Origin of the sequence: Telluribacter humicola, assembly GCF_017355935.1 — a bacterium.
Classification (GTDB): Bacteria; Bacteroidota; Bacteroidia; order Cytophagales; family Spirosomataceae; genus Telluribacter; species Telluribacter humicola.
Genome location: NZ_JAFIQT010000003.1, coordinates 391,323 through 418,163, shown reverse-complemented (window position 1 = coordinate 418,163; position 26,841 = coordinate 391,323). Strand labels below are relative to the sequence as shown.

The window sequence follows — 26,841 nt, the reverse complement described above, 5'->3', positions numbered from 1 at the left end:
TACGGAGGAGCCGCTCATCCTTTAGGGATATCGTCTTCCCCTGATTTTCGTTATTATTACAGATCAAGAACCATTCTTTACCATATGATGCTACAAAGATTCATAGTTGGGGTACTCATGGTGGTCGGTATACATACTACCTACGCCCAGAGCAACCCTGACGACGTAAAAACATTCACCCTGCCCAACGGCATGAAGTTTCTGGTGCTGGAAGATCATTCCATTCCTACCGCCAACATGTACCTGTTCTGGAAAGTGGGCGCCCGTAATGAGGTACATGGTATTACAGGGCTATCGCATTTTTTTGAACATATGATGTTCAATGGCTCCAAAAACTACGGCCCAAAGCAGTTTGACCGGGTCATGGAAGCCAACGGCGGCTCCAACAACGCCTACACCACCGAGAACGTCACCGTCTACACCGATTGGTTTCAGAAGGATGCGCTCGAAACTATTTTCAAGCTCGAATCAGACCGTATTGCTAACCTGTCCATTGATTCGGCCATGGTGGAGAGTGAGCGCGGGGTAGTACTGTCGGAGCGGAGTACCGGCCTCGAGAATAGCAATTACCGGGTAATCAGTGAACTGGTGAAGTCGGTGGCTTTCCAGGAGCACCCGTATATGCTGCCGGTCATTGGCTTTGAGTCGGATATTAAAAGCTGGACGCAGCAGGATCTCGAAAACTACTTTAAGACCTACTACGCACCCAACAATGCTACCGTAGTGGTAGTGGGCGATGTGACCGTAGAGCAGGTACGCAAGCTGGCCAATCAGTACATGGCGCCCATTCCGGCGCGCGGCCTGCCGCCCAAAGTACGAACCGTAGAGCCGGAGCAAAACGGCGAACGCCGAGTCACTACCTACAAGGATATATCGACGCCTAACCTGCTACTGGCCTACCACACCCCCGAAACCGGTCACGCCGACTACTATGCGCTGGATCTGCTGAGTAGTCTCCTGACATCGGGTAACTCCTCACGGCTGGTGAAGTCGCTGGTGATGGATACGACCATCGCCGCCCGGATATTTACGAACTTTGCCGAGGGCTTCGACCCTAACCTGTTCTACATCTATGCTGTAGCTGGTAATGGTGTGTCGGCTCCTGAACTGGAAAAGGCTATCCTGGCGCAACTGGATAAAGTCATCAAGGAAGGCGTTACCGATAATGAGCTACAGAAGGTGAAGAATCAGAAGCTGATGGAGTTTTACCGCACGATGGAGACGATCAACGGGAAGGCCAATAGTCTGGGTACCTACGAAGTGTTCTTTGGCGACTACCGCAAGCTCTATGAAGCTCCCAAACTCTATGAGAAAGTAACACCCGCCGATATCAAGCGTGTAGCGGCTAAGTACTTCACCGAACGCAACCGTACCGTAGGGTATCTGCTGCCGGAAAAGGGGGAGTAGGAGAAGGAGGAAAGGATGAAGGGAGAAAAGCAGAAAGGAAAGTAAATTACAATCAAATTGCCTGCGGCTTACCGCCTAAGGCATATAGCTTAAAGCTACTATAAACTATGAAACATATATTTTTAGCGCTCCTGGCTCTGCTTACGCTGTCGGCTCAGGCGCAGAATAACTTTAAGGTACCTAAATACGAGAAGTTCAAGCTCAAAAACGGCCTGACCGTGTACCTGATGGAGCAGCACGAGGTGCCCCTGATCAATGTATCGGTGGTGTTTGATGCGGGGTCTATCCACGATGGAGCAAAATATGGGCTGGCAAGCCTGACAGCCGATGCGCTGACCTTTGGTACACAGAAATACACCAAGGAGCAGATCGAAGAAATGACGGACTACGTCGGCGCCAACCTGTACAGCAGTGCCGGTAAGGAAAGCGCTACCGTAGGTATGTCCTTCGCGGTGAAGGATCAGGAAAAAATGCTGGACGTATTACAGCAGGTACTGATGCATCCGGTATTTAATGAAACAGAGTTTGCCAAGCATAAGGAACGTACTCTGCTGGAGCTGACCCAGCAGAAAGAGAGTCCACGGTCTGTGATTGGGAACTACTTTAATAAGTTTGTATTTGATGAGTATCCTTATGCAACTCCCAACGGTGGCAATCGCTCTACGGTAGAAGAAATAAATGTAGCGGAGATTAAAAACTTTTACCGTGATCACTACACTACCGATCATGCGGCTATCGCGGTAGTGGGCGACTTCAACACGGCTGACATGAAGAAGAAGATTACCTCGCTCTTTGGTGGCTGGAAGACAGCCGAATCAAAAATGATTAAGCGATCCGCTCCTGATTTATCCTTTGACAAGAGCCGCGTACTATTGGTAAATAAAGAGGACGCCCGCGAAACAACCTTTATGATCGGGGGTAAGGGAGTAGCTTATAGCAATCCTGACTATGTACCCATACTGGTAGTGAATACGATACTGGGAGGCCGGTTTACGTCCTGGCTCAATGATGCCCTTCGCGTCAACTCCGGCCTGACTTACGGAGCGGGTAGCCGGTTCAACCGTCTGAAGCACGGAGGTACTTTCTACATCAGTACCTTTACCAAGAATTCCACTACCGTACCAGCCATTGATATGGCGCTGGGGGTGCTGGATAGCCTGCATCGCACCGGGCTGAACGAAGAGATCCTGGCGTCAGCGAAGGCTTATGTTAAAGGAGATTTTCCACCGGAGTACGAATCGGCCGGAGCCTTGGCTCGTCTGCTTACAGATATGTTTATTTATGGCTTTGACGAAAGCTATATTAATACGTTCCAGAGTAAGGTGGATGGGCTAACGGTAGCTCAGGCCAATGACATCATCAGGAAGTACTTCCCGAAGGAAGATCTTCAATTCGTACTAATAGGTAAGGCGGATGAAATCAGAGATCAGGTCAAAAAATACGGCACATTGACTGAGAAAGAGATAAAAGAGCCGGGCTTTTGATCGGGCCACAGCAGGCTAACGAAGCAAGTTGCCACAGAATAATCCAAGAAAAAGCCCTCGTCCACACTGGACGGGGGCTTTCGTTATTCTGATGGAAATTAAATTCTTTGTAATGATAGCATTTTTTAGCCTAAATATCAAATTAAGACTCAGAGTGTTAGTACCTCGTCAGTAGTTGCAGGTACTTTAGCAGCAGGTTCTTCCATCCAGGGCAGACGAATCGTAGCCAGTAATTGTTCTTCCAGCATCGTAGCCCAGGTAGTTAGGTACAGCACTACATCGTCCCTGACGTTGTGACGCAGGAAGCGCTTCTCTTCGGGCAACCTTTCCAGTACCCGCCGGTCCGATAGCCGTTCGAGGTGCTTGAGGTCCTCGGTTGACAGACCTGCGCTGAGCATATCAGCAATAAGCAGGTCGATGGGGAGCCCGCTCGTGGGACAGTAATCATTCAGTTGTTCGTTCCAGTCGCCACGTCCGACGGCCAGTGCGTAGTCATGAATTTCAGCTTTACTTAATTTGGTAAGCTCCTGGGCCAGATTGCCGCAGTTGCAGCTACCCATGTGCCCCCACTGGTAAGGGGCGCCATCAGATAGCTTCCTGGCAGTACGCCTCAGAGCCGCTATTAGTTCAGGATTAGGTCTTGCCATGGCTCATTACTAGTTATTTATGATGAAGAAAAGTATTCTAAATCAACAGTCAATAAAGCATATTGTTTAACGAAAAAAGGCAGCCTGCCTGAGAGGAAGCTGCCTTTTTTATGTGTAAATAAAGTTCAAATTAAGCGGCTACGGTGGAACGAGCCAGCTCTACCAGATCTTTATCGTTTACTTCTTTCTTTACATCAGCAACATCCAGGAAGCGCTTATACAGATCATCCAGAACAGGCTTATCAAAAGTGAATCCTAATAGCTCCAGACGGTGCTTCAGGGCATGGCGGCCACTGCGAGCAGTCAGTACGATATCTGATTTATCTACCCCTACATCGTGCGGGTTCATGATTTCGTAGTTCAGGGTGTGCTTCAGGAAGCCATCCTGATGAATACCTGACGAGTGTGCAAACGCATTCCGACCTACGATAGCTTTGTTAGCCTGTATAGGCATACGCATCATCTTGGATACCATCTGGCTGGTAGGGTAGATGAGGGGCGTATGGATGCCGGTTTCAAAACCTAGCTCCTTATGTACTTTCAGCGCCATCACTACCTCTTCCAGCGAGGTATTACCAGCGCGTTCACCGATACCATTCATGGTTACCTCCACCTGACGGGCTCCTTCACGGATACCGGCCAGCGAGTTGGCAGTAGCCAGACCCAGGTCGTTGTGGCAGTGGATAGAAATGGTAGCTTTATGAATATTTTTCACGTTTTCGTAGATGAACCGGATCTTGGCACCGTACTCTTCGGGTAGGCAGTAGCCAGTCGTGTCAGGAATATTCACTACGGTGGCTCCTGCTCCGATCACGGCCTCTACCAGCTGAGCCAGGAACACCAGGTCAGCACGACCGGCGTCTTCGCAGTAAAACTCTACATCTTCTACCTTCGTACGGGCGTACTTAGTAGCATCTATAGCGCGCTCAATGATCTTCTCACGTGTAGTATTGAACTTATGCTGAATGTGGATGTCTGACGAGCCAATACCCGTATGGATACGGCCACGCTTCGCGTACTGGAGAGCTTCGGCGGCGGCATCAATGTCGGCCTGTACGGCTCGGGAAAGGGCACATACAGTAGGCTCCTGTACCGCTTTCGAAATCTCAACTACCGAGCGGAAGTCGCCCGGGCTTGATACGGGAAATCCAGCTTCGATCACGTCCACGCCTAACTTTTCAAGATGCTGGGCCACAACGATCTTTTCCTCAGTCGTCAATTGGCAGCCGGGTACTTGCTCGCCGTCACGCAGGGTGGTATCGAAGATGTAAACTCGCTGGCTCATTAGGGGTATTGATTTATGGTTAAACTACGAAATTACTATTTTATCAGGCAATAAAAAAACCCTTCCCGGTGTGAGAAAGGGTTTTAAGTTTTATGCAAAACCACGTCTTTCTCACACCTTTACGATGTAGTAAGAAGGAGAAGGATTAGGTTTTGAGCTATAGGTTTCATGTTCTGTTGCGAAATTTCGCCTTTTGTATTTTCTTCTGCAAAGGTAGAAGATCTATTGAATTCACCAAATGAAATAGATATGAATTGCAACAGAATAAAAACTTTTAGATCAATTCTAAAATCTTCTGTCCGATAGCCTCTGTATTAAGGATTTGATCGGCAGGAGTAGTTGAGTCAGCAATATCTCGGGTACGATAGCCGGCTTTCAATACCTGATCTACAGCATTGATTATGGCATCAGATTCCTCTTTGAGGCCAAATGAAATATCAAGTAACAGGGCTGCCGAAAGTACAGAGGCCATAGGGTTTGCTATGCCTTTGCCTGTGATGTCATGTGCCGAACCATGAATAGGCTCGTATACACCGGTACTTTCGCCAACAGAAGCGGATGCCAGCATACCCATAGAACCAGCGATCTGGCTGGCTTCATCCGTCAGGATATCACCAAACAGGTTCGCTGTAACGACAACGTCAAAGCGGCGTGGGTCCTTGATCAGCATCATAGCCGCGGCATCTACAAACTGGTGCTCTACTTCTACATCAGGGTACTCAGGGGCAATAGCCTGTACTACTTCGCGCCACAGACGGCTGGTCTCAAGTACATTGGCCTTATCCACCGAGCACAGCTTCTTACGGCGGGTACGAGCGGCTTCAAACGCTTTGCGAGCGATGCGCTCAACTTCGTATCGGCTGTATTCTGCTATATCGTAAGCGGTATCACCGTCATTCTTGCGACCTTTCTCTCCAAAATAAATATCGCCGGTCAATTCACGGAAGAAAAGTATATCGGCACCTTTCAGGATCTCAGGCTTGATGGATGATGCTTCGAGTAGTTCATCAAACAGCTTGATGGGGCGCAGGTTGGCAAACAAGCCTAGCTCCTTACGCATCTTAAGAAGTCCCTGCTCAGGACGTACCTTAGCGGTAGGATCGTTGTCGTATTTGGGATGACCTACGGCTCCGAAAAGAACGGCATCGGAAGCCCGCATCTTGGTCAGTGTTTCTTCGGGTAGGGGATTGCCGGTAGCTTCGATCGCTACGTGGCCAATGAGTGCTTCGTCGTAGGTGAATTCGTGACCGTACTTCTCAGCGATTTTTTGGAGTACTTTTTTACCAACGGCGGTAACTTCCTGACCGATTCCGTCACCGGGAACAACTAATATGTGTTTCTTCATTTTGTAAGTGAAAGGCACTGCAAGGGTAGTGCTAATAAGAGTTATTGTTTAGTAGATAATTCTGGTTCAGTGGCTACCAGGGCAGGTATGCTCAGTTCACAGGTCTGATCAATAAGGTTCAGCATCTTCTGTGTTGCCTTGATCGCCGACACCGTCTGGTCAGAGTCCAGACCGCGTGTTTTAACCTCTTTGTTATCAATAGCCCAGGTAATGATGGTTTCGCAGAGGGCATCTGTCTTACCACCGGGAGGAATACGTACGGTATAGTCGGTCAGCATGGGCAGACACATGTGCAGCATACCGTAGATCTTCCTGAGGGCGTTCATGAAGGCATCGTACTGACCGTCGCCCTGCGCACTTTCTTCAAAGATATGCTCTCCGATCTTTACCTGTAAGGTAGCCGAGGGCTTGAGGTTCTTGGAGTGGGTCAGTACGTAGTTAAGTACAACTACCCTCTCCTCAATGGTATTGCTGTCCAGTACATCGGATATGATGTAGGGGAGGTCGTCGCGGGTAACCATCTCCTTCCGGTCGCCCAGCTCAATGATTCGTTGGGTTACCTTCTTCAGGTCCTCATCCATTAGCTTGATACCAAGCTCCTGCAGATTCTTCTCAATATTGGCTTTCCCGGAGGTCTTACCCAGTGCGTACAGACGCCTGCGTCCGAATCGCTCGGGCATCAGGTTGCTGAAGTACAGGTTGTTTTTCTTGTCGCCATCCGCGTGGATACCGGCCGTCTGCGTAAAGACATTCTCACCTACAATGGGCTTATTGGCCGGAATACGTACACCCGAGAACGTTTCGACCAGCTTGCTGATTGAGTACAGCGACTGCTCCGCCACCGACGTTTCGACCTCCGGAACGAAGTCTTTGAGGACGGCTATGGCACTAGCCAGCGGCGCGTTACCGGCCCGCTCGCCCATGCCGTTGACGGTCAGGTGCAGTCCCTGAACCCCCGCCCGTATGGCCTCCAGTACATTGGCTGTACCGAGGTCGTAGTCATTGTGAGCGTGGAATTCGAAATGCTGGTTGGGGTAGCGATCTACAATGGATTTTACAAATTCGTAGGATTCGGCCGGAGTCAGTACACCCAAAGTATCAGGGAGCAGGATACGCTTGACCGGCTGGGTAGCCAGGAAGTCCAGGAACTCGAACACGTACTCGCGGGAGCTGCGCATCCCGTTGCTCCAGTCCTCAAGATATACATTGCTTTCGATGCCATTGGAGCGAGCCAGTTCAATAACCTGAGCGATATCCTCAAAGTGCTCCGCGGGGGTCTTCTTAAGCTGGTACTTAAGGTGGTTCATGGACCCCTTGGTAAGCAGGTTCATGACTTTGGCACCCGCTTTAAGCATCCAGTTTATGGAAGCCTCACCATCTACGAAAGTAAGTACCTCTACCCGGTCAATGTAGCCATTCTGGCTGGCCCACTCGGTAATCTTTTTGACGGCCTGAAACTCGCCATCTGATACCCGCGCCGAGGCTATTTCGATTCGGTCTACCTTTACTTCCTGTAGGAGCAGCTGAGCGATGGTAAGTTTCTCTGAGGCAGAAAACGATACTCCGCTGGTCTGTTCACCATCGCGGAGTGTCGTATCCATTATTTCTATATAACGCTTGGGCATAATTGAGGGGAGAGCTTTAAAGCTTATGTATTATGCGTTAAGCATGAATTAGTTAACTTCTACTATTTTTTCAGAACAGACTGCCGTTCATAGCTATGATTTAGAAGGGGCGAGCTTCTTCAAATACCTTGATATCCTCCTTCATGGCCTGCAGATAATCAATATCGTCGTAGCCATTGATCATATTATGTTTCTTGTAGCCATTGATAGCAAACGTTTCCTGCTCGCCTGTAGCTACAATCGTAATGGTCTGCTCAGGCAGGTTTACTTCCAGCTCAGCCTTTGGATCAGCCTCGATAGCCTGGAAGATCTTATCCAGGAATTCAGGGCTAACCTGTACCGGCAGGATACCTACGTTCAGGGAGTTATTCTTGAAGATATCAGCAAAGAAGCTGGATACTACACAACGGAAGCCATAGTCATAGATAGCCCAGGCTGCGTGTTCACGGCTGGATCCGCTTCCGAAGTTCTTGCCACCTACCAGGATACTGCCGGAGTAGATAGGGTTGTTAAGTACGAAATCAGCTTTGGGAGTACCATCGCCATTGTAGCGCCAGTCTCTAAACAGGTTATCACCAAATCCTGTGCGCTCGGTTGCCTTCAGGAAGCGGGCAGGGATGATCTGGTCGGTATCCACGTTCTCAATAGGCATCGGAACGGCGGAGCTTTTTAGTACAGTAAATTTATCGTAGGCCATTGTATTAGAGCTTTATGCTTTAAGCTGTAGGCTATATGCCTTAGCTTTTGCTGTTTATTTTCTTTTCTAAATGATACAGTTTACGTTTCGCCAGGTTGACTCTGCTATCAGTGTCTTTATAGATACTTTCCTCTATATACTTTAAGTCGTAGCAAAGTTGTATCAGGTATTTTACTTCATGCGCGGAGCCTAGAGCAATAATGGATAAATCTAGCAAAGTCGGCATCGCTACTTCTTCCGCAGCCTTCACTTATGTTAGTTGGAATGGATACCGCAGCTCTGCGTGGCTGGTTATTCCATACTGCTCGTTTGCAGGAAATCCATTACTTAATGAATAAATCTCTAACGTAAGCGCATGTGCCGATTGCCAAACCTTATACTTCCTAAAATCACGCATTTTTGGAGCTTTAAGCTTTACGCTGTAAGCTAAAAAAGCATATTGCCTATAGCTTACAGCCTATAGCAGCTTTCAAAGCAATTCCCGTGGATCGGTTACACGTCCGGTTACGGCGGCAGCGGCAGCTACCAGCGGGCTGGCAAGCAGGGTACGTGCCCCAGGGCCCTGACGACCTTCGAAGTTACGGTTGGAGGTACTTACAGCGTACTTACCAGCCGGAATCTTATCATCATTCATAGCCAGACAGGCCGAACAACCGGGCTGACGCAGCTGGAATCCGGCGTCGGTAAGAATATCCAGAATACCTTCTTCTTTGATTTGCTGCTCTACAATATGTGAACCCGGTACAATCCAGGCGGTAATGTTATCTGCCTTCTTACGGCCTTTTACAATGGAAGCAAAAGCACGGAAGTCCTCAATACGGCCATTGGTACAGCTACCGATAAATACGTAGTCTACCTGCTTACCAATCATGGAATCCTGTTCGTCAAATCCCATGTAGTTAAGGGCTTTGTCGTAGGTTGCTTTGCCACCTTCTACCTGCTCGGCAGTAGGGATATTCTTAGATATACCCATACCCATACCCGGGTTGGTACCGTACGTAATCATTGGCTCGATGTCCGATGCCTCAAACACGTATTCTTTATCGAATTGGGCACCTTCGTCGGTTTTGAGCGTCTGCCAGTAAGCAACTGCTTTGTCCCAGGCTTCGCCCTTAGGAGACTGCTCGCGTCCATTCAAATAGTTGAAGGTAGTCTGGTCAGGAGCGACCATACCACCACGGGCACCCATTTCGATACTCATGTTACATACGGTCATACGACCTTCCATGGTCATATTCTCGAATACATCTCCCGCGTACTCAACAAAGTAGCCCGTGGCACCGGCAGAAGTAAGCTTTGCGATGATATATAGGGTAACGTCTTTGGGAGTTACGCCTTTGCCCAATGTACCGTTTACAGTAATGCGCATCTTCTTAGGCTTAGGCTGCATGATACACTGCGACGAGAGTACCATCTCTACCTCCGAAGTACCTATACCAAAAGCAATGGCTCCGAAAGCTCCGTGTGTAGACGTATGAGAGTCACCACATACGATCGTCATGCCTGGAAGTGTAATACCGTTTTCGGGTCCTATTACGTGTACAATACCATTCTTGGCGTGGCCAAGTCCCCAGTGTGAAATACCATACTTGGCAGTATTGGTCTCCAGAGCTTTCAGCTGGTTGGCCGAAAGAGGGTCCTCTACGGGAAGGTGCTGGTTAATCGTAGGGGTGTTATGGTCGGCGGTAGCGAAGGTACGCTCAGGATACATCACACCAATACCACGGGTCTCCAGTCCGAGGAATGCAACGGGGCTGGTTACTTCGTGGATAAAGTGGCGGTCGATGAAGAGAATATCCGGACCATCTTCAATTGAACGGACTACGTGGGCATCCCACACTTTGTCGAAAAGGGTACTTGCAGGCTTACTCATGGTATAGCTAAGTTTTTGTAATATGCTTTGGTTGGGATCAGCAAAAGGGCTGACTCCTTTATGCAGGTAGCTCTGTACCTGAATCGGGAAAACAAATTACCGCAGAATAGTACAAATCATGATAACGCAAAACGCTCAAAAAATAGCGGTTTTGGTTCAGTGGCTCCTTTTGGGCGTAAATCCGTATTTCTCCTTGTAGGATTTGATAAAGTGCGAGACACTTTCGTAGCCTATTTCGGTACTTATTTCGGACACGTTCTTATCGGTATTGCGGAGGAGAAAGTCGGCGTGCTCGAGGCGTTTGTTCTTGATCCAATGAGCGGGAGATACCTGAAACTCATCCTGAAAGTCTCGCTTAAAGGCCGAGAGGCTACGCCCCGATAGCCGGGCTAGCTCATTGAGCATGAGCGGCTTTAAGTAGTAGCTATTCATCAGAAAGGTAAGGTCAGCCTTCTGGCCTTTGTAGAGGCTGTACAGAATGGCCTGCAGCTTACCCGACTGATCAATCTCTAATAGATGCAGGAGCAGTTCCTGAAATTTGAGCCGGAGAAAGTGGTTCTTCAGCGAAGTCTGGTTGCGGAAGTAGGGGAATACCGAGTTGACAAACTGAGAGAAGGTATCATTGGAATGGAGGTGCAGGATGGGGGATTGTAGGGGTGAGGTACCTTCCTCAGAATCAAAGAGCTCTGAGTGCAGGCCCACAAATTCTTTTAAGAGCTTCTCATCAAAGAAAAACACCAGGCTCTTGTAGGCTTCATTGATGGACTCCGACATCAGGTAAAAGCCCCGCTGTATAAACAGGATGTCACCCTTCTCGACGTGTACCTCTTGCGTAGGATTGATGAATTTCTTTTCCCCTTCCAGCACCACAATTACCGCGTGCTCCTCAAAGAATACCTCATAACGGGAGGGATATACTTCGTTGCGGTAGGCCACAAAGGTCATATCCTGAATCTTCAGCGATTCAAATTCCTGGGCACTTATGTCAGAGGGTACGCGTAGCAAGGGGAGATACTATTTACACCAAGAACTGAAACATGTTAGGCTGCTCATTGAGGTACTCGTACACGATACGGCTCTCGTCCATCCGCTGGATGAGGGGCTCAAAGTCCTCCCGGTTTTTTAACTCTATCCCTACCAAAGCAGGTCCCTGCTCGCGGTTGGTTTTCTTGACGTATTCAAAGCGGGTAATGTCGTCCTGAGGCCCCAGTACATTCAGGAAATCACGGAAGGCACCGGCGCGCTGGGGGAAGCGGATGATGAAGTAGTGCTTCAGCCCTTCGTAGAGCAGGGAGCGTTCCTTGATCTCCTCCGTGCGAGTAATGTCGTTATTACCACCACCGATCAGAGCTACTACATTTTTGCCTTTGATCTCCTCCCTGAGCTGGTCCAGTACCGCTATGGTCAGGGCTCCGGCGGGTTCGGCTACGATGGCTTCCTCGTTGTAGAGCTGCAGAATGGTAGAGCAAACTTTGCCTTCGGGTACGAGCAGGATACGCTCCAGGTTCTGTCTGCAGATTTCGAAGGTCATGTTACCGGCCCGGCGTACGGCTGCGCCATCCACAAACTTATCAATGTTTTCCAGCGTAAGTACGTGCCCTTCCTCGATAGCCCGCAGCATAGTGGGTGAGCCCAGTGGCTCTACACCGATAAGCTTGGTTTTGGGGGAGAGTTGCTTGAATACTGTAGATACGCCCGCTGCCAGTCCACCGCCTCCTATGGCCATCAGCAGGTAGTCGATCTTGAAGTCGGCATCTTTGAAGATTTCCAGACCTACGGTACCCTGGCCTTCCATCACCTGTACATCGTCGAAGGGATGTACAAAGGTAGCATCATGGGTAGACTGGTACTCCATAGCCGCGTGATAAGCGTCGTCGTAGGTATCGCCTACCAGGTGAATATCCACCCATTCCTTACCGAAGAACCGGACCTGCTTTACCTTTTGGGCGGGGGTAGTAGTAGGCATAAATATAGCTCCCTTAACACCCATCTTGCGGCAGGCGTAGGCAAGGCCCTGGGCATGGTTACCCGCGCTGGCGCACACCACTCCATTAGCCAGAGCTTCCTCCGACAGACTGGCCATCTTGTTGTAGGCACCCCGGATCTTGTACGAGCGTACAATCTGCAGATCTTCCCGCTTCAGATAGATGTTGGCGCCGTACATCTCCGACAGGTGCAGGTTATGCATCAGCGGGGTATGGGTAGCTATATTGCGCAGGCGCTCAGCCGCCAGGAATATGTTATCCAGTGTAGGGGACGTAGTGCTAGGTTCGGTCAGTGGCTTCATGAAGTGTAATTTAAAAAAAGACCTTACGGAATTCCGTAAGGTCTAACAAATTTACGTAAAGGGATCAGGTTTTCCGAACCCTAGCCCGTTACAGGTATATTAGCTGCGCTCAGGACGTAGGCTACGTACGGTAGTACCTGCCTGCCACATCTCTGACTCACGCAGTTCGCGTAGTTCTTCTTCCAGTTTCTCACGGTAATCAGACTGTGAGTTACGAGTGATCGAGATACGAGCCTGCTCGCCTGATTTTACAGAGTTATATAGTTGCTCAAATACAGGCTTAGTAGCATCACGGAAAGGCTTCCACCAGTCCAGAGCACCACGCTGAGCCGTAGTAGAACAGTTAGCATACATCCAGTCCATACCGTTCTCGGCTACAAGAGGCATCAGTGACTGAGTCAGCTCTTCTACTGTTTCGTTGAAAGCTTCTGAAGGTGAGTGTCCGTTGGAACGCAGTACTTCGTACTGAGCAGCAAAGATACCCTGGATAGCACCCATCAGTGTACCACGCTCACCAGTAAGGTCAGACGTTACCTCACGGTAGAAATCTGTCTCGAACAGGTAGCCTGATCCTACACCGATACCCATAGCGATACACTTCTCACGAGCTTTGCCAGTAGCATCCTGGAAAACAGCAAATGATGAGTTAAGACCTTTGCCTTCTACGAACAGACGACGCAGTGAAGTACCTGAACCCTTAGGAGCTACCAGGTATACGTCAACATCGGCAGGAGGAACGATACCCGTCTGATCTTTGTACGTTACACCGAAGCCGTGTGAGAAGTACAGCGACTTACCAGGTGTCAGGTACTGCTTTACAGTAGGCCACAGCTCGATCTGAGCGGCATCCGACAGAAGATAGCAGATGATAGTACCTTTCTGAAGAGCTTCTTCGATTTCGAATAGTGTCTCGCCAGGTACCCAGCCGTCAGCTACGGCTTTGTCCCATGACTTACCACCTTTACGCTGACCAACGATCACGTTAAATCCATTATCACGCATGTTCAGGCTCTGGCCAGGTCCCTGTACACCATATCCGATTACAGCAATGGTTTCGTTGCCTAGTACTTCGCGGGCTTTCTCAAGAGGAAACTCTTCGCGGGTCACTACTTCTTCTTCAACTCCGCCGAAATTTAATTTTGCCATTTTTGATTGGGTAATTTAATTGGTTAAAATAGATATAAGGAAAGTTCTTAATTTCTTAAGATAGATATAGTTAAATCTTCTGTCGGTGAGCGTAGATGCGGCGCTGATCCACTTCTTTAATAAAGGAGAAGCCAGCCTGATCCGGATTAGCCAGGAAGGCCTGGTACGAAGGATCTGCTTTGAAATATTCGTGCATCGGTTTATTGATGATCACAGCATTGATATCATTGCTCTGGATAAAGCTCTGGAAATTATCCGGCCGCTCATTGTCATAAAAGTAGAGGGTCCAGCCAGAGCCTACGTACCTGCTGTAGGTAATAGGATCTCCCCCCAGCAGATTGACTTCGCCCTCCAGGTTCAGACCTTGAAGCTGGTACATAAAGTCACGCTTGGGAGTAGGCTCGTCCTGGGCGTTAGCCATGAGGCGGGGCACCAGGAATACAACCATGAACAGCAGGTTGACCGCAGCCAGCGCGTAGCGACTACGCAGGAAGCTCAATGAACCCACTGATACTCTCCGGAACGCCAGATTAGATAATAGTACCCCGACCAGTGGTATGTACAGCAGGTAAAAGTGGTACAGGAAGTAGTGCGGACGGGGGTACATGGTCGTCGTGGTGATGATCGAAGGTACCAGCGTCAGGAACAGGATCACTCCAAACTCCTTGTAGCGTTTGGCGGTTTCCCACAGGTTGGAGGCGTACCTCCGGTAATCGATCATCGCCAGGAATAGCAGCCCCAGCAACGGGAAGATGTAGCGCTTATGCGGTATCGGGAACAGATCGAGCATCATCTGCACGAACTCCATCGCGTAGCGGAATGAGTCTCTCACCAGTCGGACAATATTGGTCTGAACGTGGCGTACTACCAGGTCCGGACGGGTTTCGACGGCATCCCGGATAGATACCAGCCGGTGTCCGAATATCTGCTCATTGATTTCGTTGAAGTGCATCCAGGGCGACAGGTTGATTTGACCAGGGTACCACTCCAGGTAGTTGATGGCCATGTACACTTTGAAGGTCCAGAAGCTGCGGTCGTTCTTGCGGATAGGTGTACCTAATAATACAGCCGAGACTAATACTAATGAAAATACGGTAACAAACCGCCGGTATGTCTTGCGCTTGTATGACAGGTACAGGAGCCACAGGATGATGAGCCCACAGGCTACGTACATCTCAGGACGGATATAGGAAGCCAGCCACACCGTAACGCCAGCAATGGCCAACTGCTTGATCAGATTACCAGAAGCAAAGTTGGATATAGCCAGACCTGCACCCAGGAAGAGTACCGTAAAGTGCGTCAGCTTGGGCAGGAGCGGGAAGTTGAGCCCCGAGAACATAAACAGCAACACCAGCCACACGCTTACCCATACATTAACCCGGAGACTACGCAGGAGAGCGTACAGCGCTATACACGGCAGCGACACCATCGCCACGTAGTTGATGTAGTAGGTCACAATAGGATCCTTGGTAAGCATCTGGATACCCAGCTGCCACAGGCAATAAATCACCGCGTCGTCAGGACCACGGTACTTGCCTTTGAGGTAGTCCATGGCAAAGCCCCAATAGAGGTCGTCATCGTCAGAAAAAACGTCGAGACGATCGGTGAGGTTGTAGTTAAGAACAATTAATCCTACTAGTACTATTCCTAAACCTAAGAGGTCCTGTTTGGGTATACGTTTCAATCTGTCAAGCATACACTATCTGGCTTTGATATAGTACTGGGCGCCTATGGGCAGCCAGTCGAGGTACTTTTCGTATGGAATAAAAGCGGCTAACGGCTTCGGGAAAAACACGATGTAGTGCTTTGACAGGCGCTGATAACCCGCTTTACGAATATTGCTGATCATATCTTTGGCGGGAATCATCTTACACCCCTGATCAAACTCACAGGTGTCAAAAGCCGCCTTGGTGAGCGGGTTAATCGGATTATGTTCAAAGATGTACAGGTACCCATTGGGGCTAAGCAGCGTGCGCAGGTGCTCCAGTATGCCCAGGCGTAGGTCCGAGGGGATATGGTGAAACACATTTGCCGCGAAAATGACATCAAATTTTTTGTCATATTTAAGCTCCGTTACATCCGTAAAATGCTGGTAAGTGACATTCGGAACACGGATGTTGCGTTGTATAGCCCGCTCAATGGATTCCTTGGATACATCTACCGATACTGTATGTGCCGAAGGCAGGTACTTCTGAATAAATCTTTCACTTTTACCTATGCCACACCCAAAGTTCAAAAACCGGATTTCTTCACCAGCAAAGGGTGTCTTTTTAAGGTCAGCAGCCAGCGTCTTGATCTTGTGCTCATCAAAGTAGCTGGGGTGAAAGCCCGAGGCTTTTATATTATCTTTTACTAAGGTTTCGTAGTTATCTGCATAATCATCAAAATCAGGTAACTTTTCGGGTTCTTGAGAATATTTGGGCTGCATAACATGTATTTGTGTGGTCGTCTAATAGGGATGTTGCCGTAAAGCTAAATAATTAAGTATTAAGAATTTGTCTCCTTTCGTACAAACACCCGCGTTTTTCCGTCTATGTCTGCTTTCAGCTCATAGTGCTTTTTGACATAGTTGTAAATGATAGGGTAGTTTTCGATTCCAAACTCACGGCGGCCGTCGGCACCAAACGTTAACGCCGAATATCCCTGGAATGTTTCTACCAAAACTTTGGGTTTATTTCGCTTCAAATCCCGAACATAACGCTCCAGATAGTACGTCTGTAGCTTGATAGGACTCATATGATAATGGGTATGACCATCACGTGTACCCTGCAGCAGCCCTGTGTCGACAAAGAGGGCTGTGTTCCAGCCCCAGGTAGCCATACGTTCGTTAGGCTGGGCAAACCGGGAGATCACCTCAGACTCTTTTAATTGCTCATAGTGATTTGTCCCGATCAGCAGAGAAGGAGCCTCCCAGTGATGTATAGTCTGCAGGGCCGTAAAGCCTATAGTGACGACAAAAAATATAGGTACACCCACTCTGACCATAAAAGGACGCACCGGAGTGGTAGCTACGGCAGGGAGCTGTACCAGGTGATACAGGCAGGCTCCGGCGGTTCCGCACATCCAGGCTACCGGTATAATGAGCATATTCTGGTAGTGGTAGAAGAAAGTCAGGGGCTTAATCGCGCAGAAAAAAGCCACGGCCAGCATTATCACGGCAAACGTGAGCTCCCGAGTGAGTTGCTTCCCCAGCATACTTCTTTGTGATAAAAGCATCGTAATACCGAGCAGGAAACTCAACATACCACTTAGCATCCAGAAAGAGTACTCAGGCAGGGCCGTCAGGTAGTCCAGCGTTTTGCTGATGATTTTCCAGTTGGAGTAGGTGTTACCAAAGGCCCCCTCTACACCACCATAAAATAAGTTATTAAGTATATAGGAGTTGATAAAGTCCTCCCACAGGTTGGTCAGCGTGAGATAAAGGGCTACCAGCAGCGTGGGGGATAGGCCGCCCAGCACAAAGGCACCCGAATGAGCCACCTGGCGTTTATCGGCGTTGATCTTCCACAGGTACCCTGCCGCGATGATCATTCCCAGCGGGATAGCCTGCGGTTTGGAGTAGGCCATCATCCCTATTACGAATCCTGCTCCCCAGTAGAACAGATTCGTATAGCGACCGCTGATGGTCTTGCTATAAAAATAAAAGCTCAAAGCTGTCAGGAACAGGATAGCGAACTCGCCGTTGTAGGCGCTCAGGCTATGTGCCATAGCCGCTATAGTGGCCAGTGGTATAATTACTACATCCGCAATACGTACATTATATTGGTTACGTAAAGCCAGATACAGACATAAGAGTGCCGGCAACACGTATAGCGTCAGCGCAAACAGACGCACGGACGCATAGCTGAGCGAGCCGCCGAACAGCGGGATCAGACTAAGGGGGATAATACTGAGCGGGCCACTGGTGGTACCATCCACCGATAGCCAGAAGTAAGGGTCGGTGTAGAAGGTAGCGGCACCGGCTATCCAGTCGGATTCGTCTACATCCAGGTGTGAATAGACTAGCGTCGGGATACGAAGTAGCCAGACGCCCAGCAGGATCAGGCCAATAAACAGGGCGTCCTTGCGGAGCCATGAAGCAGTGGAAGTACGTTGACGGAAATAAAACAGAGCCAGCCATAGCGCGTTAAACAAAATCGCCAAAGCTATCCATTTTTTACTGCCACGCATGTAGCCTATCTGATATAAGAAATCAGCAGTCTGCGTGGCCCATGAACTATCCATATCAATGATAGCTTGCACTAGCATCATTCAGGAATAAGGGTTGATTGACCGGCTAAAATTAGAGTCATTTATTGGGCTTTACAAATAATACTCCCATTCAGCCTCAGGGAGATACTCCACCAGACTTTGAGATGACTTGCTGACCGCAACTCGTCCTGAACGAACAAATTCCAGAATGCCGTGCGGCTTAATGTAGTTGAAGAAATCAAAGATCTCTTCTTCTGTTCCGGTCTTTTCAATTACTACGTAGTCAAGGTGCCAGTACACAACCCAGGCTTTATATACCTTATTAACTGTTTCGATGTCTAAAGGTTTAGCTCCTGACGGCGTGGCTACCTTAAAAAGTGCAATTTCATTGTAAGCGATATCTTCGTTAAGATATCCGAATACGGCCAGTACTTCTACAACCTTCCGGATCTGACGTACCAGTTTTTCAACTGTTTCGCGCGAGTCTTGACGAATCACAATCGTGAAGCGTGAAACCCCCTTTCGCTCTGTCTCAGAGACAGTAAGGCTCTCGATGTTGATACGGCGACGGGTAAAAAGAATGGTGATTTTATTAAGTAATCCGATCGTATTCTCGGTAAAGACACAAATGGTGTAAGTAGTCATGGCCCCTAACCCCAGTGGGAAATTTATTTGGTGATAACTAAGTCAATGCTGAATTTTTTGGAAAAGATAACTAGGCTGCCCCACCGGTTCACAGGTGGGGCAGGTATAGGTTATTCCAGCCGGATGTCGGCTACGCTGGCTCCGGTAGGTACCATCGGGAATACGTTCTCTTCTTTTTCTACAATTACTTCCAGCAGGTAAGGCTTGTCCGACTGCAGGAGCCTGTCGAGGGATTCGTTCAGATCAGCACGCTGCTCGCAGGTATGACCATCTACGCCGAAGCCCTTGGCAATGGTGATAAAGTCAGGGTTCTGTAGCTCTACGAAAGAGTAGCGCTTCTGGAAGAACAACTGCTGCCACTGGCGCACCATACCCAGGTAGTTGTTGTTGAGGATGATCGCCTTAACTGGCAGACCGCTCTGTGCAATGGTGCCCAGCTCCTGAATGGTCATCTGGAAGCAGCCGTCACCGATGATAGCTACTACTTCACGCTCGGGAGCTCCTACCTTGGCACCAAAAGCAGCCGGAAGAGCATACCCCATTGTTCCCAGTCCACCCGAGGTGATAAATGAATTATTCTTTTTGAACTGGTAGTAGCGGGCTGTCATCATCTGGTGCTGTCCTACGTCTGCTACGACTACGGCTTCCCCTTTGGTCTTATCAGATAGCATCCGGATTACCTCCGCCATCTTGATCTTCTCGGTCGTAGGAGCCAGTTCGCGCTGGGTGATCTTTTCGTCTTCCAGTACCTCGTACTTCCGGAACTCATTCCGCCACATGCTGTGGTCGTTCGGTTTGATCATTGGCAGCAGCATCTGCAGCACCTGCTTGGCGTCGCCCACTACGGGTGCTTCGGCTTTTACTACCTTATCAATTTCGGACGGATCTATTTCGATATGTATGATTTTGGCCTGCTTGGCATAGCGACTCACGTCACCTGTTACGCGGTCATCAAAACGAAGACCAATACCTATCATGACGTCGCACTGATTGGTCAGTACGTTGGTACCATAGTTGCCGTGCATACCCAGCCAGCCGGCATAGAGCGGATGATCAACGGGTACAGATGAAAGTCCCAGTAGGGTAGAGGCGCAGGGAATACCTGCTTTCTCAACCAGCTCCATCAGTTCCTTTTCAGCTCCGGAGATTTTGACTCCATGTCCGAACAGCAGGAACGGGCGCTTAGCTTCATTGATCAGCTTCGCTGCCTTTTCTACCTGCTCCCGCTTGGGAGTCAGACGGGGATGGTAGCTGAGTAATTTTTCGCAGCAGGAATAGTTAAATGCCTTCGTCATCATTTCCTGCTGGGCATTCTTGGTAATATCAATCAGTACCGGACCAGGACGTCCCGACTTGGCTATATAGAAGGCCTTAGCCATTACTTCGGGTATTTCATCAGCCGAGGTAATCTGGTAGTTCCATTTGGTAATGGGCATGGTTACTCCGATCACGTCAGTTTCCTGGAAGGCATCGGTGCCCAGCAGGTGCTTAGCTACCTGTCCAATCACACAAACCAGTGGAGTAGAATCAATGATAGCATCGGCTATGGCCGTAACCAGGTTGGTAGCACCCGGACCGGAAGTAACCAGACATACGCCTACCCGGCCCGATATGCGGGCGAAGCCTTCGGCAGCATGACCAGCTCCCTGTTCGTGACGTACCAGGATGTGGTTGACCTGGTCCTGATAGTCATAAATTGCATCATATACGGGCATAATAGCTCCCCCCGGATAACCAAAAATGGTATCCACTCCCTCCGCGATTAGTGATCTGATGAGCGCATGCGAGCCATTCATCAGTTCTGGTGCTTCTACTTTTGCCTGTTGCTCTTCCACCTCAGCGGTTACGGCTTGATTTTCCTTGTATTCCATGACCTGTGCTGGTTTTAGTTTGATTTTGATAAATTACGCTTCATCGGTTACGCAGCCTTCGCTGGCCGACTTCACGTTGCGGATATATTTTCCTAGCATTCCTCGGGTATATTTTGGTGAAGGTTGCACCCAGGCTGCTTTGCGGGCTGCCATTTCTTCGTCAGATATATGTAACGTCAGCTCGCGGGTGTTAGCATCTATGGTAATGTAGTCGCCGTCTTTAACCAAAGCGATCGGGCCTCCCTCAAAGGCTTCGGGAGTAATGTGTCCCACCACAAATCCATGCGTTCCTCCCGAGAAGCGTCCGTCGGTGATCAACGCGATCTTGTCACCCAGTCCGGCACCCATAACGGCCGATGTAGGCTTCAGCATCTCCGACATACCCGGTCCACCTTTGGGACCCGCGTTACGGATTACTACTACATGACCGGCTTTGATTTCGCCTTTGGCCAGGGCATCTATAATCTCCGACTCGTGCTCACATACCTTCGCTTCGCCTTCAAATCGTAGTCCTTCTTTGCCTGTAATCTTGGCAACGGCACCTTTGGGTGACAGGTTACCGTACAAGACCTGGATATGACCCGAAGCTTTGATCGGCTGCGTGAGCGGGAAGATGATCTTCTGGGCTTCGAAGTCCAGATCCGGAGCCTCGGCCAGGTTTTCGGCAACGGTCTTACCCGTTACGGTCATACAGTCACCGTGGATCAGCCCTTCGCCGTGCAGGTACTTCATTACGGCGGGTACTCCTCCAATCTCAAGGATATCCTCCATGTAGTACTTACCGCTTGGCTTCAGATCGGCTATGAACGGTGTGCGATCACTGATAGTCTGAATATCGTCCAGAGTAAGTGGTATACCCGCCGAATGAGCAATAGCCAGGTAGTGCAGGGCCGCGTTGGTAGATCCACCCAGGGCCATTACTACAGTTAGGGCATTCTCAAGTGATTTGCGGGTAATGATCTCAGCCGGAGTCAGGTTCATCTCAAGGAGCTTCTTCATAGCGGCTCCTATCTTCTTACACTCCTCCTGCTTTCCTTCGTGCGTAGCCGGGTAGCTGCTGCTGAACGGAAGGCTCAGCCCCATCGCTTCGATAGAGGAAGCCATGGTATTGGCAGTATACATACCACCGCAGGCACCCTGTCCGGGAATGGAGTTCTGAATTACTCCTTTATAATCTTCGTCTGAAATATTACCGGCAAACTTCTTACCCAGTGCTTCAAAAGCCGAAACAATATCCAGTTTCTGTCCTTTATAATGTCCCGAACGGATCGTGCCTCCGTACACCATAATGGCCGGACGGTCCAGGCGGGCCATGGCCATAATGGCACCAGGCATATTCTTGTCACAACCTACTACTGCAATCACGCCATCGTACCACTGAGCCGCTACTACGGTCTCAATGGAGTCAGCGATGATGTCACGGCTGGGCAGCGAGTAGCGCATGCCATCGTTTCCGTTGGTCATACCATCCGATACGCCTATAGTATTGAAGATAAGCCCCACCATATCGTTGGCTTGCACACCCTGCTTCACATACACCGACAGTCCGTTGAGATGCATGTTACAGGGATTACCCTCATAGCCGGTACTGGCAATACCGATCTGGGGCTTTGACATGTCTTCTTCTTTAAGACCAATACCATAGAGCATGGCCTGTGCGGCCGGATTGGTCACTTCCTGAGTAAGCGTGCGGGAGAATTTGTTTAGTTCCTGGGCCATAGTACGTTTATAGTAGTATAAATAAAATCGCCTCACTCAGCGAGGTGTGAGTGAGGCGATTTGGCTAATCATTGTTTTCCACTCACACCTTAACAGGTGCCGACAAGTAGGACCACAATGAGTATAGCCAATTTCATAGTTCTTAGTATAAATTATTCTAGCAGTGAAATTTCGCTAAATGCGTAATTGCATCACAAATAAGAAGGCTTACTTTTTATTTTCCAAATTTTACTGACACTATTTATCATTTTTATAGTCATAATCAATCATATCTTGCCATAAGACAGAGGTATAATCCGAAAAGTACTATTTTTGAACATGTCTAACCTATCTATTCATTCACATGTTAACTACTGAATCTGCCTCGCGCTACGAAAGTCTGGAAAATATGAGTGTGCGGGAGCTACTTATAAATATTAATAATGAAGACAAAACGGTACCCCAAGCGGTAGAGAAAGCTATACCTCAGCTGGAGGCGCTGGTAGAGCAGGTAGTATATCGGATGAAGCAGGGAGGCCGGCTATTTTATATTGGTGCAGGTACCAGCGGCCGCTTAGGTGTTGTGGATGCTTCAGAATGTCCACCTACTTACGGAGTACCTTTTGATCTGGTGATTGGTATTATGGCCGGAGGAGATAAAGCCATTCGCAAAGCCGTTGAAAATGCCGAAGATGATCCGGATCAGGCCTGGAAAGACCTGCAGGAGTACAAGATCAATGAGCTGGACTCTCTGATTGGTATAGCCGCGTCGGGTCGTACGCCCTATGTAATAGGGGGATTGAACGAGGCCCGTAAGGCCGGTATCCTAACGGGTTGTATCGTATGTAACGCAGGATCGCCCGTAGCGGCAGCGGCTGAGTATCCGGTGGAGGTGGTGGTAGGGCCGGAGTTTGTGACGGGTAGTACGCGTATGAAAGCAGGTACAGCGCAGAAACTGGTACTGAATATGCTCTCTACGTCAGTAATGATCCGGCTTGGCCGCGTGAAAGGGAACAAGATGGTGGATATGCAAATGACCAATTACAAGCTGGTGCAGCGTGCGATTCGGATGGTAACCGAGGAACTGGGAATACCGGACGAAGAAGCCAAAGCGTTGCTGGACGCGCACGGAAGTGTACGGGCCGCTATTGAAGCAGGCCGGAAGTAACAAGTAGAGGGGATGTCTATTACTTAGACTTTTTTAGTACCTATTGTATAGATATCATGTTTACTATCCTACAGATAGAACTACTAGCTAAACCTACAATCTAAAGACCTACCTTATGAAAGCAGCCATACTCGATACACTCCATCAGCCACTTGTATATAAAGACGTACCCGCACCGGTAGCCGGTAAGGGGGAAGTAGTAGTACAACTGAAGGCCGCCGCCCTGAACCATCGCGATGTATGGATTCAGAAGGGGCTGTATCCGGGTATCAAGGTACCTCAGATTATGGGATCAGATGGAGCGGGTGTAGTAGTGGAAGTAGGAGATGGGGTGAGTGACTATTGGAAGAAAAAAGAAGTAATTATCAATCCTTCGCATAATTGGGGGGATAATCCGGCTTACTACGGCAAGGACTATAAGATGCTGGGCCTGCCGGATGACGGGACCTTCGCTGAGTATGTGAAGGTAGAGGCGCGCTACCTGGCTCCCATGCCTAAGCACCTGACCTTCGAGCAGGCGGCCGCACTACCGCTGGCTGGTCTGACGGCCTGGCGGGTGCTGAAGTCGCGCGTGGGACTCAGGGAAGGAGAGCGGGTACTTGTAACCGGCGCAGGAGGCGGAGTGGCACTCATTGCAGTGCAACTGGCGGTGGCGATGGGGGCAGAGGTGTGGGTTACTTCAGGCTCTGATGAGAAGGTGAAGAAATCCATAGCCATGGGAGCCAGAGGTGGCGTCAACTACCGGACCCCTACCTGGTACCGCGACCTGCTGGTAAAAGCGCAGGCACCCAAGACAGGCTACTTTGATGTAATCATTGACAGTGCCGGTGGCCCCGGCTTTGCCCGGTTGATTGATGTAGCCGCTCCGGGCGGACGGATCTGCTTCTACGGCGGGACTACGGGTAACATCACCGATGTAGTACCGGCCAAGGTGTTCTTTAAGCAGCTCAATATCTACGGCAGTACTATGGGTACTGAGCAGGAATTTGCGGATATGACACTGTTTGTGGAGGATGAGAAAATCGTACCGGTAGTAGATGTAGTGTTTCCGCTGAGCCGGGCCGAAGAGGCACTACGGTATATGGATGCCGGGCATCAATTCGGGAAGATCGTTCTGAAAGCAGAAGAATAAGCCGGAATAGGTACCCTAGTAGAAGACTTATTCACTGTTAGAAGGAGTTATCCACACACCCTGTGTGGATAACTCCTTTTTTTGTTGTTAACTACTGGCTAGTAGCTGAGATGTCAAGGATTTACGACATCATATATCTGAACACGCTCCCAGAGGTGAGCGCAGTTTTCCACAAACTTCAGGTGGGTTGGATGCTCCTGGTAAACATCATGAGCTGCCTGATCAGGGAAAACAAAAGAGATAGAGAAATCATAGCTGTGGTCGATCACCGGGCGGCGGGTCTCGGCGGGTACTCCGACATAAGCCGTCTGGATAGCATCAATGCTTTCGAGGGTACGTAGTCCGGCCAGCAAGTCCTGACGAGCCTGCTCGTTGCCTTTTTCTTTCAGCCAGAAAAATACGGTATGTACAAACATAGGTAAATGGGTAAGTAGGTATATGAATGATAAAAGATGAAAGAGCGAGTCCAGACTATTTTTTACTTATAATATCCTTTACTACCGGCAGCGCTTCCCGGACCCATAGCCGGTGCATCTTGCCCGAGTAGTGTAACCCGTCCGATGCTACCAGGCTCGCGTCATTAAGGGCGGTACGTGATATAGGTGTGATGTCCACAAACCGTATCCCGGCCTTACCGGCCTCCTCTTTGGCTACGGCATTGAAAGCGTCTATGTCACGGGCTATCTGCTCCCGGTTTCGGCTGGAGGCAAATGGCGTTACGCCCCAGTCAGGTATAGACAGCACAAACACGTGGTCGGCCCGGCCGCCGGCAAAGTTAATACTGGTCTGCAGAAGTTCACGAAATTCGGTACGGTAGCGCTCCAGGCTCTGTCCGCGGTACTGGTTATTAACCCCAATCAGCAGCGATACCAGATCATACGTATTCTTATTATTGGCCTGTCGGATTGCCTCCGACAGCTCGGCGGTAGTCCAGCCGGTACGGGCTATAATGTCCGGTGATTTAACAGCGATTCCCTCTTCGCGTAGTAGATCAGCCAGTATCACTGACCAGCGGTCGCTGGCGGGTACACTCTCTCCAATAGTATAAGAGTCTCCCAGCGACAGGAAGCTAAGGCCCTGGGTGGTATCTGGTGTTGTCATGGGATCGGGATCGGCAGTGCAGGCCTGACAGCATAGGAGCAGTCCGACGAGTAGGTGTAGTAGTTTCATTCGGCTAGTTCGAGTTTATCAGCTTTTTCAAGCTTAAATGAAAATGTAGTGCCTTTGTCTATTTTACTCATTACGGCAATTTTAGAACCATGCCCGTTGAGGATATGTTTGACAATGGCTAATCCCAGCCCCGTACCGCCGCGCTCTTTGGACCGGCTCTTATCTACCCGATAGAAGCGTTCGAAAATACGCGTCAGGTGTTCCGGTGGGATACCGGGACCATTGTCCCGTACCGAAACGCCGAAGTGTTTCTTTTCTTCTTCAAACTGTACGACTACTTTCCCTCCCTCATTATTGTACTTAATAGCATTTTCGATAAGGTTGATCATCACCTGTTCGATGCGTTGCGGATCTGCTTTAACAGGTACCTCAGTCAGGCTGTCCGGCTTTATTTTCAGGACTACCCGACGGTCATGCGCTATCTTTTCCAGCCGATCAAAGATATCCTCGGTAAGGTGCCGCATATCTATCAGTTCAATATTCATTTTGATAGCTCCCGTTTCCATCTGCGAAAGCGTTACCAGATCTTTGACAAGCGCATCAAGCCCATCCAGGCTTTTGGCTGCCTTTTTTAGAAAGCGATCGCGTACGTTTTCGTCGTCAATAGCGCCGTCCAGCAGGGTATGAATAAACCCCTGTGCGGCAAATATGGGCGTCTTCAGTTCGTGGGATACATCCGCCAGAAATTCGCGACGAAATAGCTCCAGCTTGCGCAGTTCTTCGATCTCCTTCTGCTTTTTGGCTACATACACAAAGATCTCGTCGTTGAGCCGTTTGAGCGGGTTGTTCTCCCGGATAAGGGACTTTCGGGCTATGTTGAAATCTTTCAGTTTAAGCTTATGAATAGTACGGTACATCTTATTTACTTCCCGGTATACGATGATTTCAATCGTGTATAAAACCAGAAAGAAAGAGGTCATAAAGCTGGACACCCCTACCACAAACAACATACTCGATGTAACACCATCTACGAAGGTGAGAAAGGAGGTAGTGAATGCGGAGATCAGGAATGCCAGTAGAAACGCTATAAAGCGGGGACTTAGCGACATGATAAGGAAGAGGTTATGCGACCAGTCATAAGTAAAATAACCAGCAGAACAAAGGTAGAAAGAAATGCTCAGAGGGAAATAGCTTTCTGGCAGAAGTAAGTAATTGTTGATGGTATAATAA

The 26,841-nt window shown here is 49.2% G+C and carries 24 protein-coding genes; 4 read left to right on the top strand and 20 right to left on the bottom strand.

Annotation, left to right across the window (positions count from 1 at the left end):
- The first annotated feature begins 117 nt into the window (after positions 1-117).
- Positions 118-1,407, top strand: a complete 1,290-nt coding sequence (locus JUB14_RS17095) for a M16 family metallopeptidase (protein WP_374757819.1) — start codon at positions 118-120, stop codon at positions 1,405-1,407.
- A 107-nt stretch (positions 1,408-1,514) separates the two neighbouring features.
- Positions 1,515-2,891: a M16 family metallopeptidase gene (locus JUB14_RS17090; protein ID WP_207507652.1), complete on the top strand. Its 1,377-nt coding sequence runs from the start codon at positions 1,515-1,517 to the stop codon at positions 2,889-2,891.
- Positions 2,892-3,040: 149 nt separating this feature from the next.
- Here JUB14_RS17090 and JUB14_RS17085 read toward each other — a convergent pair whose 3' ends face one another.
- From JUB14_RS17085 to ilvD, 17 genes are all read right to left on the bottom strand, one after another.
- Positions 3,041-3,538, bottom strand: coding sequence for a hypothetical protein (locus JUB14_RS17085; protein ID WP_207507650.1), 498 nt, complete (start codon positions 3,536-3,538; stop codon positions 3,041-3,043).
- A gap of 130 nt (positions 3,539-3,668) precedes the next feature.
- Entirely contained in the window at positions 3,669-4,823 is a 1,155-nt protein-coding gene (locus JUB14_RS17080; RefSeq protein ID WP_207507648.1) for a 2-isopropylmalate synthase, read from the bottom strand.
- A 274-nt stretch (positions 4,824-5,097) separates the two neighbouring features.
- A complete protein-coding gene (gene leuB, locus JUB14_RS17075; RefSeq protein WP_207507646.1) occupies positions 5,098-6,168 on the bottom strand; it encodes a 3-isopropylmalate dehydrogenase in 1,071 nt (356 codons plus the stop codon).
- A 41-nt stretch (positions 6,169-6,209) separates the two neighbouring features.
- Positions 6,210-7,793: a hydroxymethylglutaryl-CoA lyase-like TIM-barrel protein gene (locus tag JUB14_RS17070; RefSeq protein ID WP_207507644.1), complete on the bottom strand. Its 1,584-nt coding sequence runs from the start codon at positions 7,791-7,793 to the stop codon at positions 6,210-6,212.
- Positions 7,794-7,893: 100 nt separating this feature from the next.
- Complete coding sequence (leuD, locus tag JUB14_RS17065; RefSeq protein ID WP_207507642.1) at positions 7,894-8,490, bottom strand: 3-isopropylmalate dehydratase small subunit; 597 nt, start codon at positions 8,488-8,490, stop codon at positions 7,894-7,896.
- A gap of 40 nt (positions 8,491-8,530) precedes the next feature.
- Positions 8,531-8,716 carry a four helix bundle protein gene (locus JUB14_RS28125; RefSeq protein ID WP_374757815.1) on the bottom strand — a complete coding sequence of 62 codons (186 nt, stop codon included), beginning with the start codon at positions 8,714-8,716 and terminating at the stop codon, positions 8,531-8,533.
- Positions 8,667-8,810, bottom strand: a complete 144-nt coding sequence (locus JUB14_RS28120; protein ID WP_445515042.1) for a four helix bundle protein — start codon at positions 8,808-8,810, stop codon at positions 8,667-8,669. Before JUB14_RS28120 ends, JUB14_RS28125 begins: the two co-directional genes overlap by 50 nt.
- 149 nt (positions 8,811-8,959) lie before the next feature.
- Entirely contained in the window at positions 8,960-10,363 is a 1,404-nt protein-coding gene (leuC, locus tag JUB14_RS17055) for a 3-isopropylmalate dehydratase large subunit (protein WP_207507640.1), read from the bottom strand.
- A gap of 156 nt (positions 10,364-10,519) precedes the next feature.
- Positions 10,520-11,368, bottom strand: a complete 849-nt coding sequence (locus JUB14_RS17050) for an AraC family transcriptional regulator (protein ID WP_207507638.1) — start codon at positions 11,366-11,368, stop codon at positions 10,520-10,522.
- Positions 11,369-11,381: 13 nt separating this feature from the next.
- Positions 11,382-12,650, bottom strand: coding sequence for a threonine ammonia-lyase IlvA (ilvA, locus tag JUB14_RS17045; protein ID WP_207507636.1), 1,269 nt, complete (start codon positions 12,648-12,650; stop codon positions 11,382-11,384).
- Between the two features lie 99 nt (positions 12,651-12,749).
- On the bottom strand, positions 12,750-13,796 hold the full coding sequence (gene ilvC, locus JUB14_RS17040; protein WP_207507634.1) for a ketol-acid reductoisomerase: 1,047 nt from the start codon (positions 13,794-13,796) through the stop codon (positions 12,750-12,752).
- A 70-nt stretch (positions 13,797-13,866) separates the two neighbouring features.
- Entirely contained in the window at positions 13,867-15,492 is a 1,626-nt protein-coding gene (locus JUB14_RS17035; RefSeq protein WP_207507632.1) for a hypothetical protein, read from the bottom strand.
- 3 nt (positions 15,493-15,495) lie between these two features.
- Positions 15,496-16,224: a class I SAM-dependent methyltransferase gene (locus JUB14_RS17030; protein WP_207507630.1), complete on the bottom strand. Its 729-nt coding sequence runs from the start codon at positions 16,222-16,224 to the stop codon at positions 15,496-15,498.
- A gap of 59 nt (positions 16,225-16,283) precedes the next feature.
- A complete protein-coding gene (locus JUB14_RS17025; protein WP_207507628.1) occupies positions 16,284-18,047 on the bottom strand; it encodes a hypothetical protein in 1,764 nt (587 codons plus the stop codon).
- A gap of 51 nt (positions 18,048-18,098) precedes the next feature.
- Positions 18,099-18,632 carry an acetolactate synthase small subunit gene (gene ilvN, locus JUB14_RS17020; RefSeq protein WP_207507626.1) on the bottom strand — a complete coding sequence of 178 codons (534 nt, stop codon included), beginning with the start codon at positions 18,630-18,632 and terminating at the stop codon, positions 18,099-18,101.
- Positions 18,633-18,742: 110 nt separating this feature from the next.
- Positions 18,743-20,503: a biosynthetic-type acetolactate synthase large subunit gene (ilvB, locus tag JUB14_RS17015; RefSeq protein WP_207507619.1), complete on the bottom strand. Its 1,761-nt coding sequence runs from the start codon at positions 20,501-20,503 to the stop codon at positions 18,743-18,745.
- A gap of 33 nt (positions 20,504-20,536) precedes the next feature.
- A complete protein-coding gene (gene ilvD / locus JUB14_RS17010) occupies positions 20,537-22,222 on the bottom strand; it encodes a dihydroxy-acid dehydratase (protein ID WP_207507610.1) in 1,686 nt (561 codons plus the stop codon).
- A gap of 343 nt (positions 22,223-22,565) precedes the next feature.
- Here ilvD and murQ point away from each other — a divergent pair, with 343 nt between their 5' ends.
- Positions 22,566-23,369 (top strand): N-acetylmuramic acid 6-phosphate etherase, encoded by an 804-nt coding sequence (murQ, locus tag JUB14_RS17005; RefSeq protein WP_207507608.1) that lies wholly within the window; start codon positions 22,566-22,568, stop codon positions 23,367-23,369.
- Positions 23,370-23,484: 115 nt separating this feature from the next.
- Positions 23,485-24,501, top strand: coding sequence for a zinc-binding dehydrogenase (locus JUB14_RS17000; RefSeq protein WP_207507602.1), 1,017 nt, complete (start codon positions 23,485-23,487; stop codon positions 24,499-24,501).
- Positions 24,502-24,614: 113 nt separating this feature from the next.
- On the opposite strand, the gene JUB14_RS16995 is transcribed toward JUB14_RS17000, so the two are convergent.
- Genes JUB14_RS16995 through JUB14_RS16985 form a run of 3 tightly spaced genes read right to left on the bottom strand, consistent with a single transcriptional unit; the run spans position 24,615 to position 26,720 of the window.
- Positions 24,615-24,917, bottom strand: a complete 303-nt coding sequence (locus JUB14_RS16995; RefSeq protein ID WP_207507600.1) for a Dabb family protein — start codon at positions 24,915-24,917, stop codon at positions 24,615-24,617.
- Positions 24,918-24,972: 55 nt separating this feature from the next.
- On the bottom strand, positions 24,973-25,671 hold the full coding sequence (locus tag JUB14_RS16990) for an SGNH/GDSL hydrolase family protein (protein ID WP_207507598.1): 699 nt from the start codon (positions 25,669-25,671) through the stop codon (positions 24,973-24,975).
- Positions 25,668-26,720 carry a sensor histidine kinase gene (locus JUB14_RS16985; protein ID WP_207507597.1) on the bottom strand — a complete coding sequence of 351 codons (1,053 nt, stop codon included), beginning with the start codon at positions 26,718-26,720 and terminating at the stop codon, positions 25,668-25,670. The genes JUB14_RS16990 and JUB14_RS16985 overlap by 4 nt, the downstream gene beginning before the upstream one ends.
- Positions 26,721-26,841 lie beyond the last annotated feature (121 nt).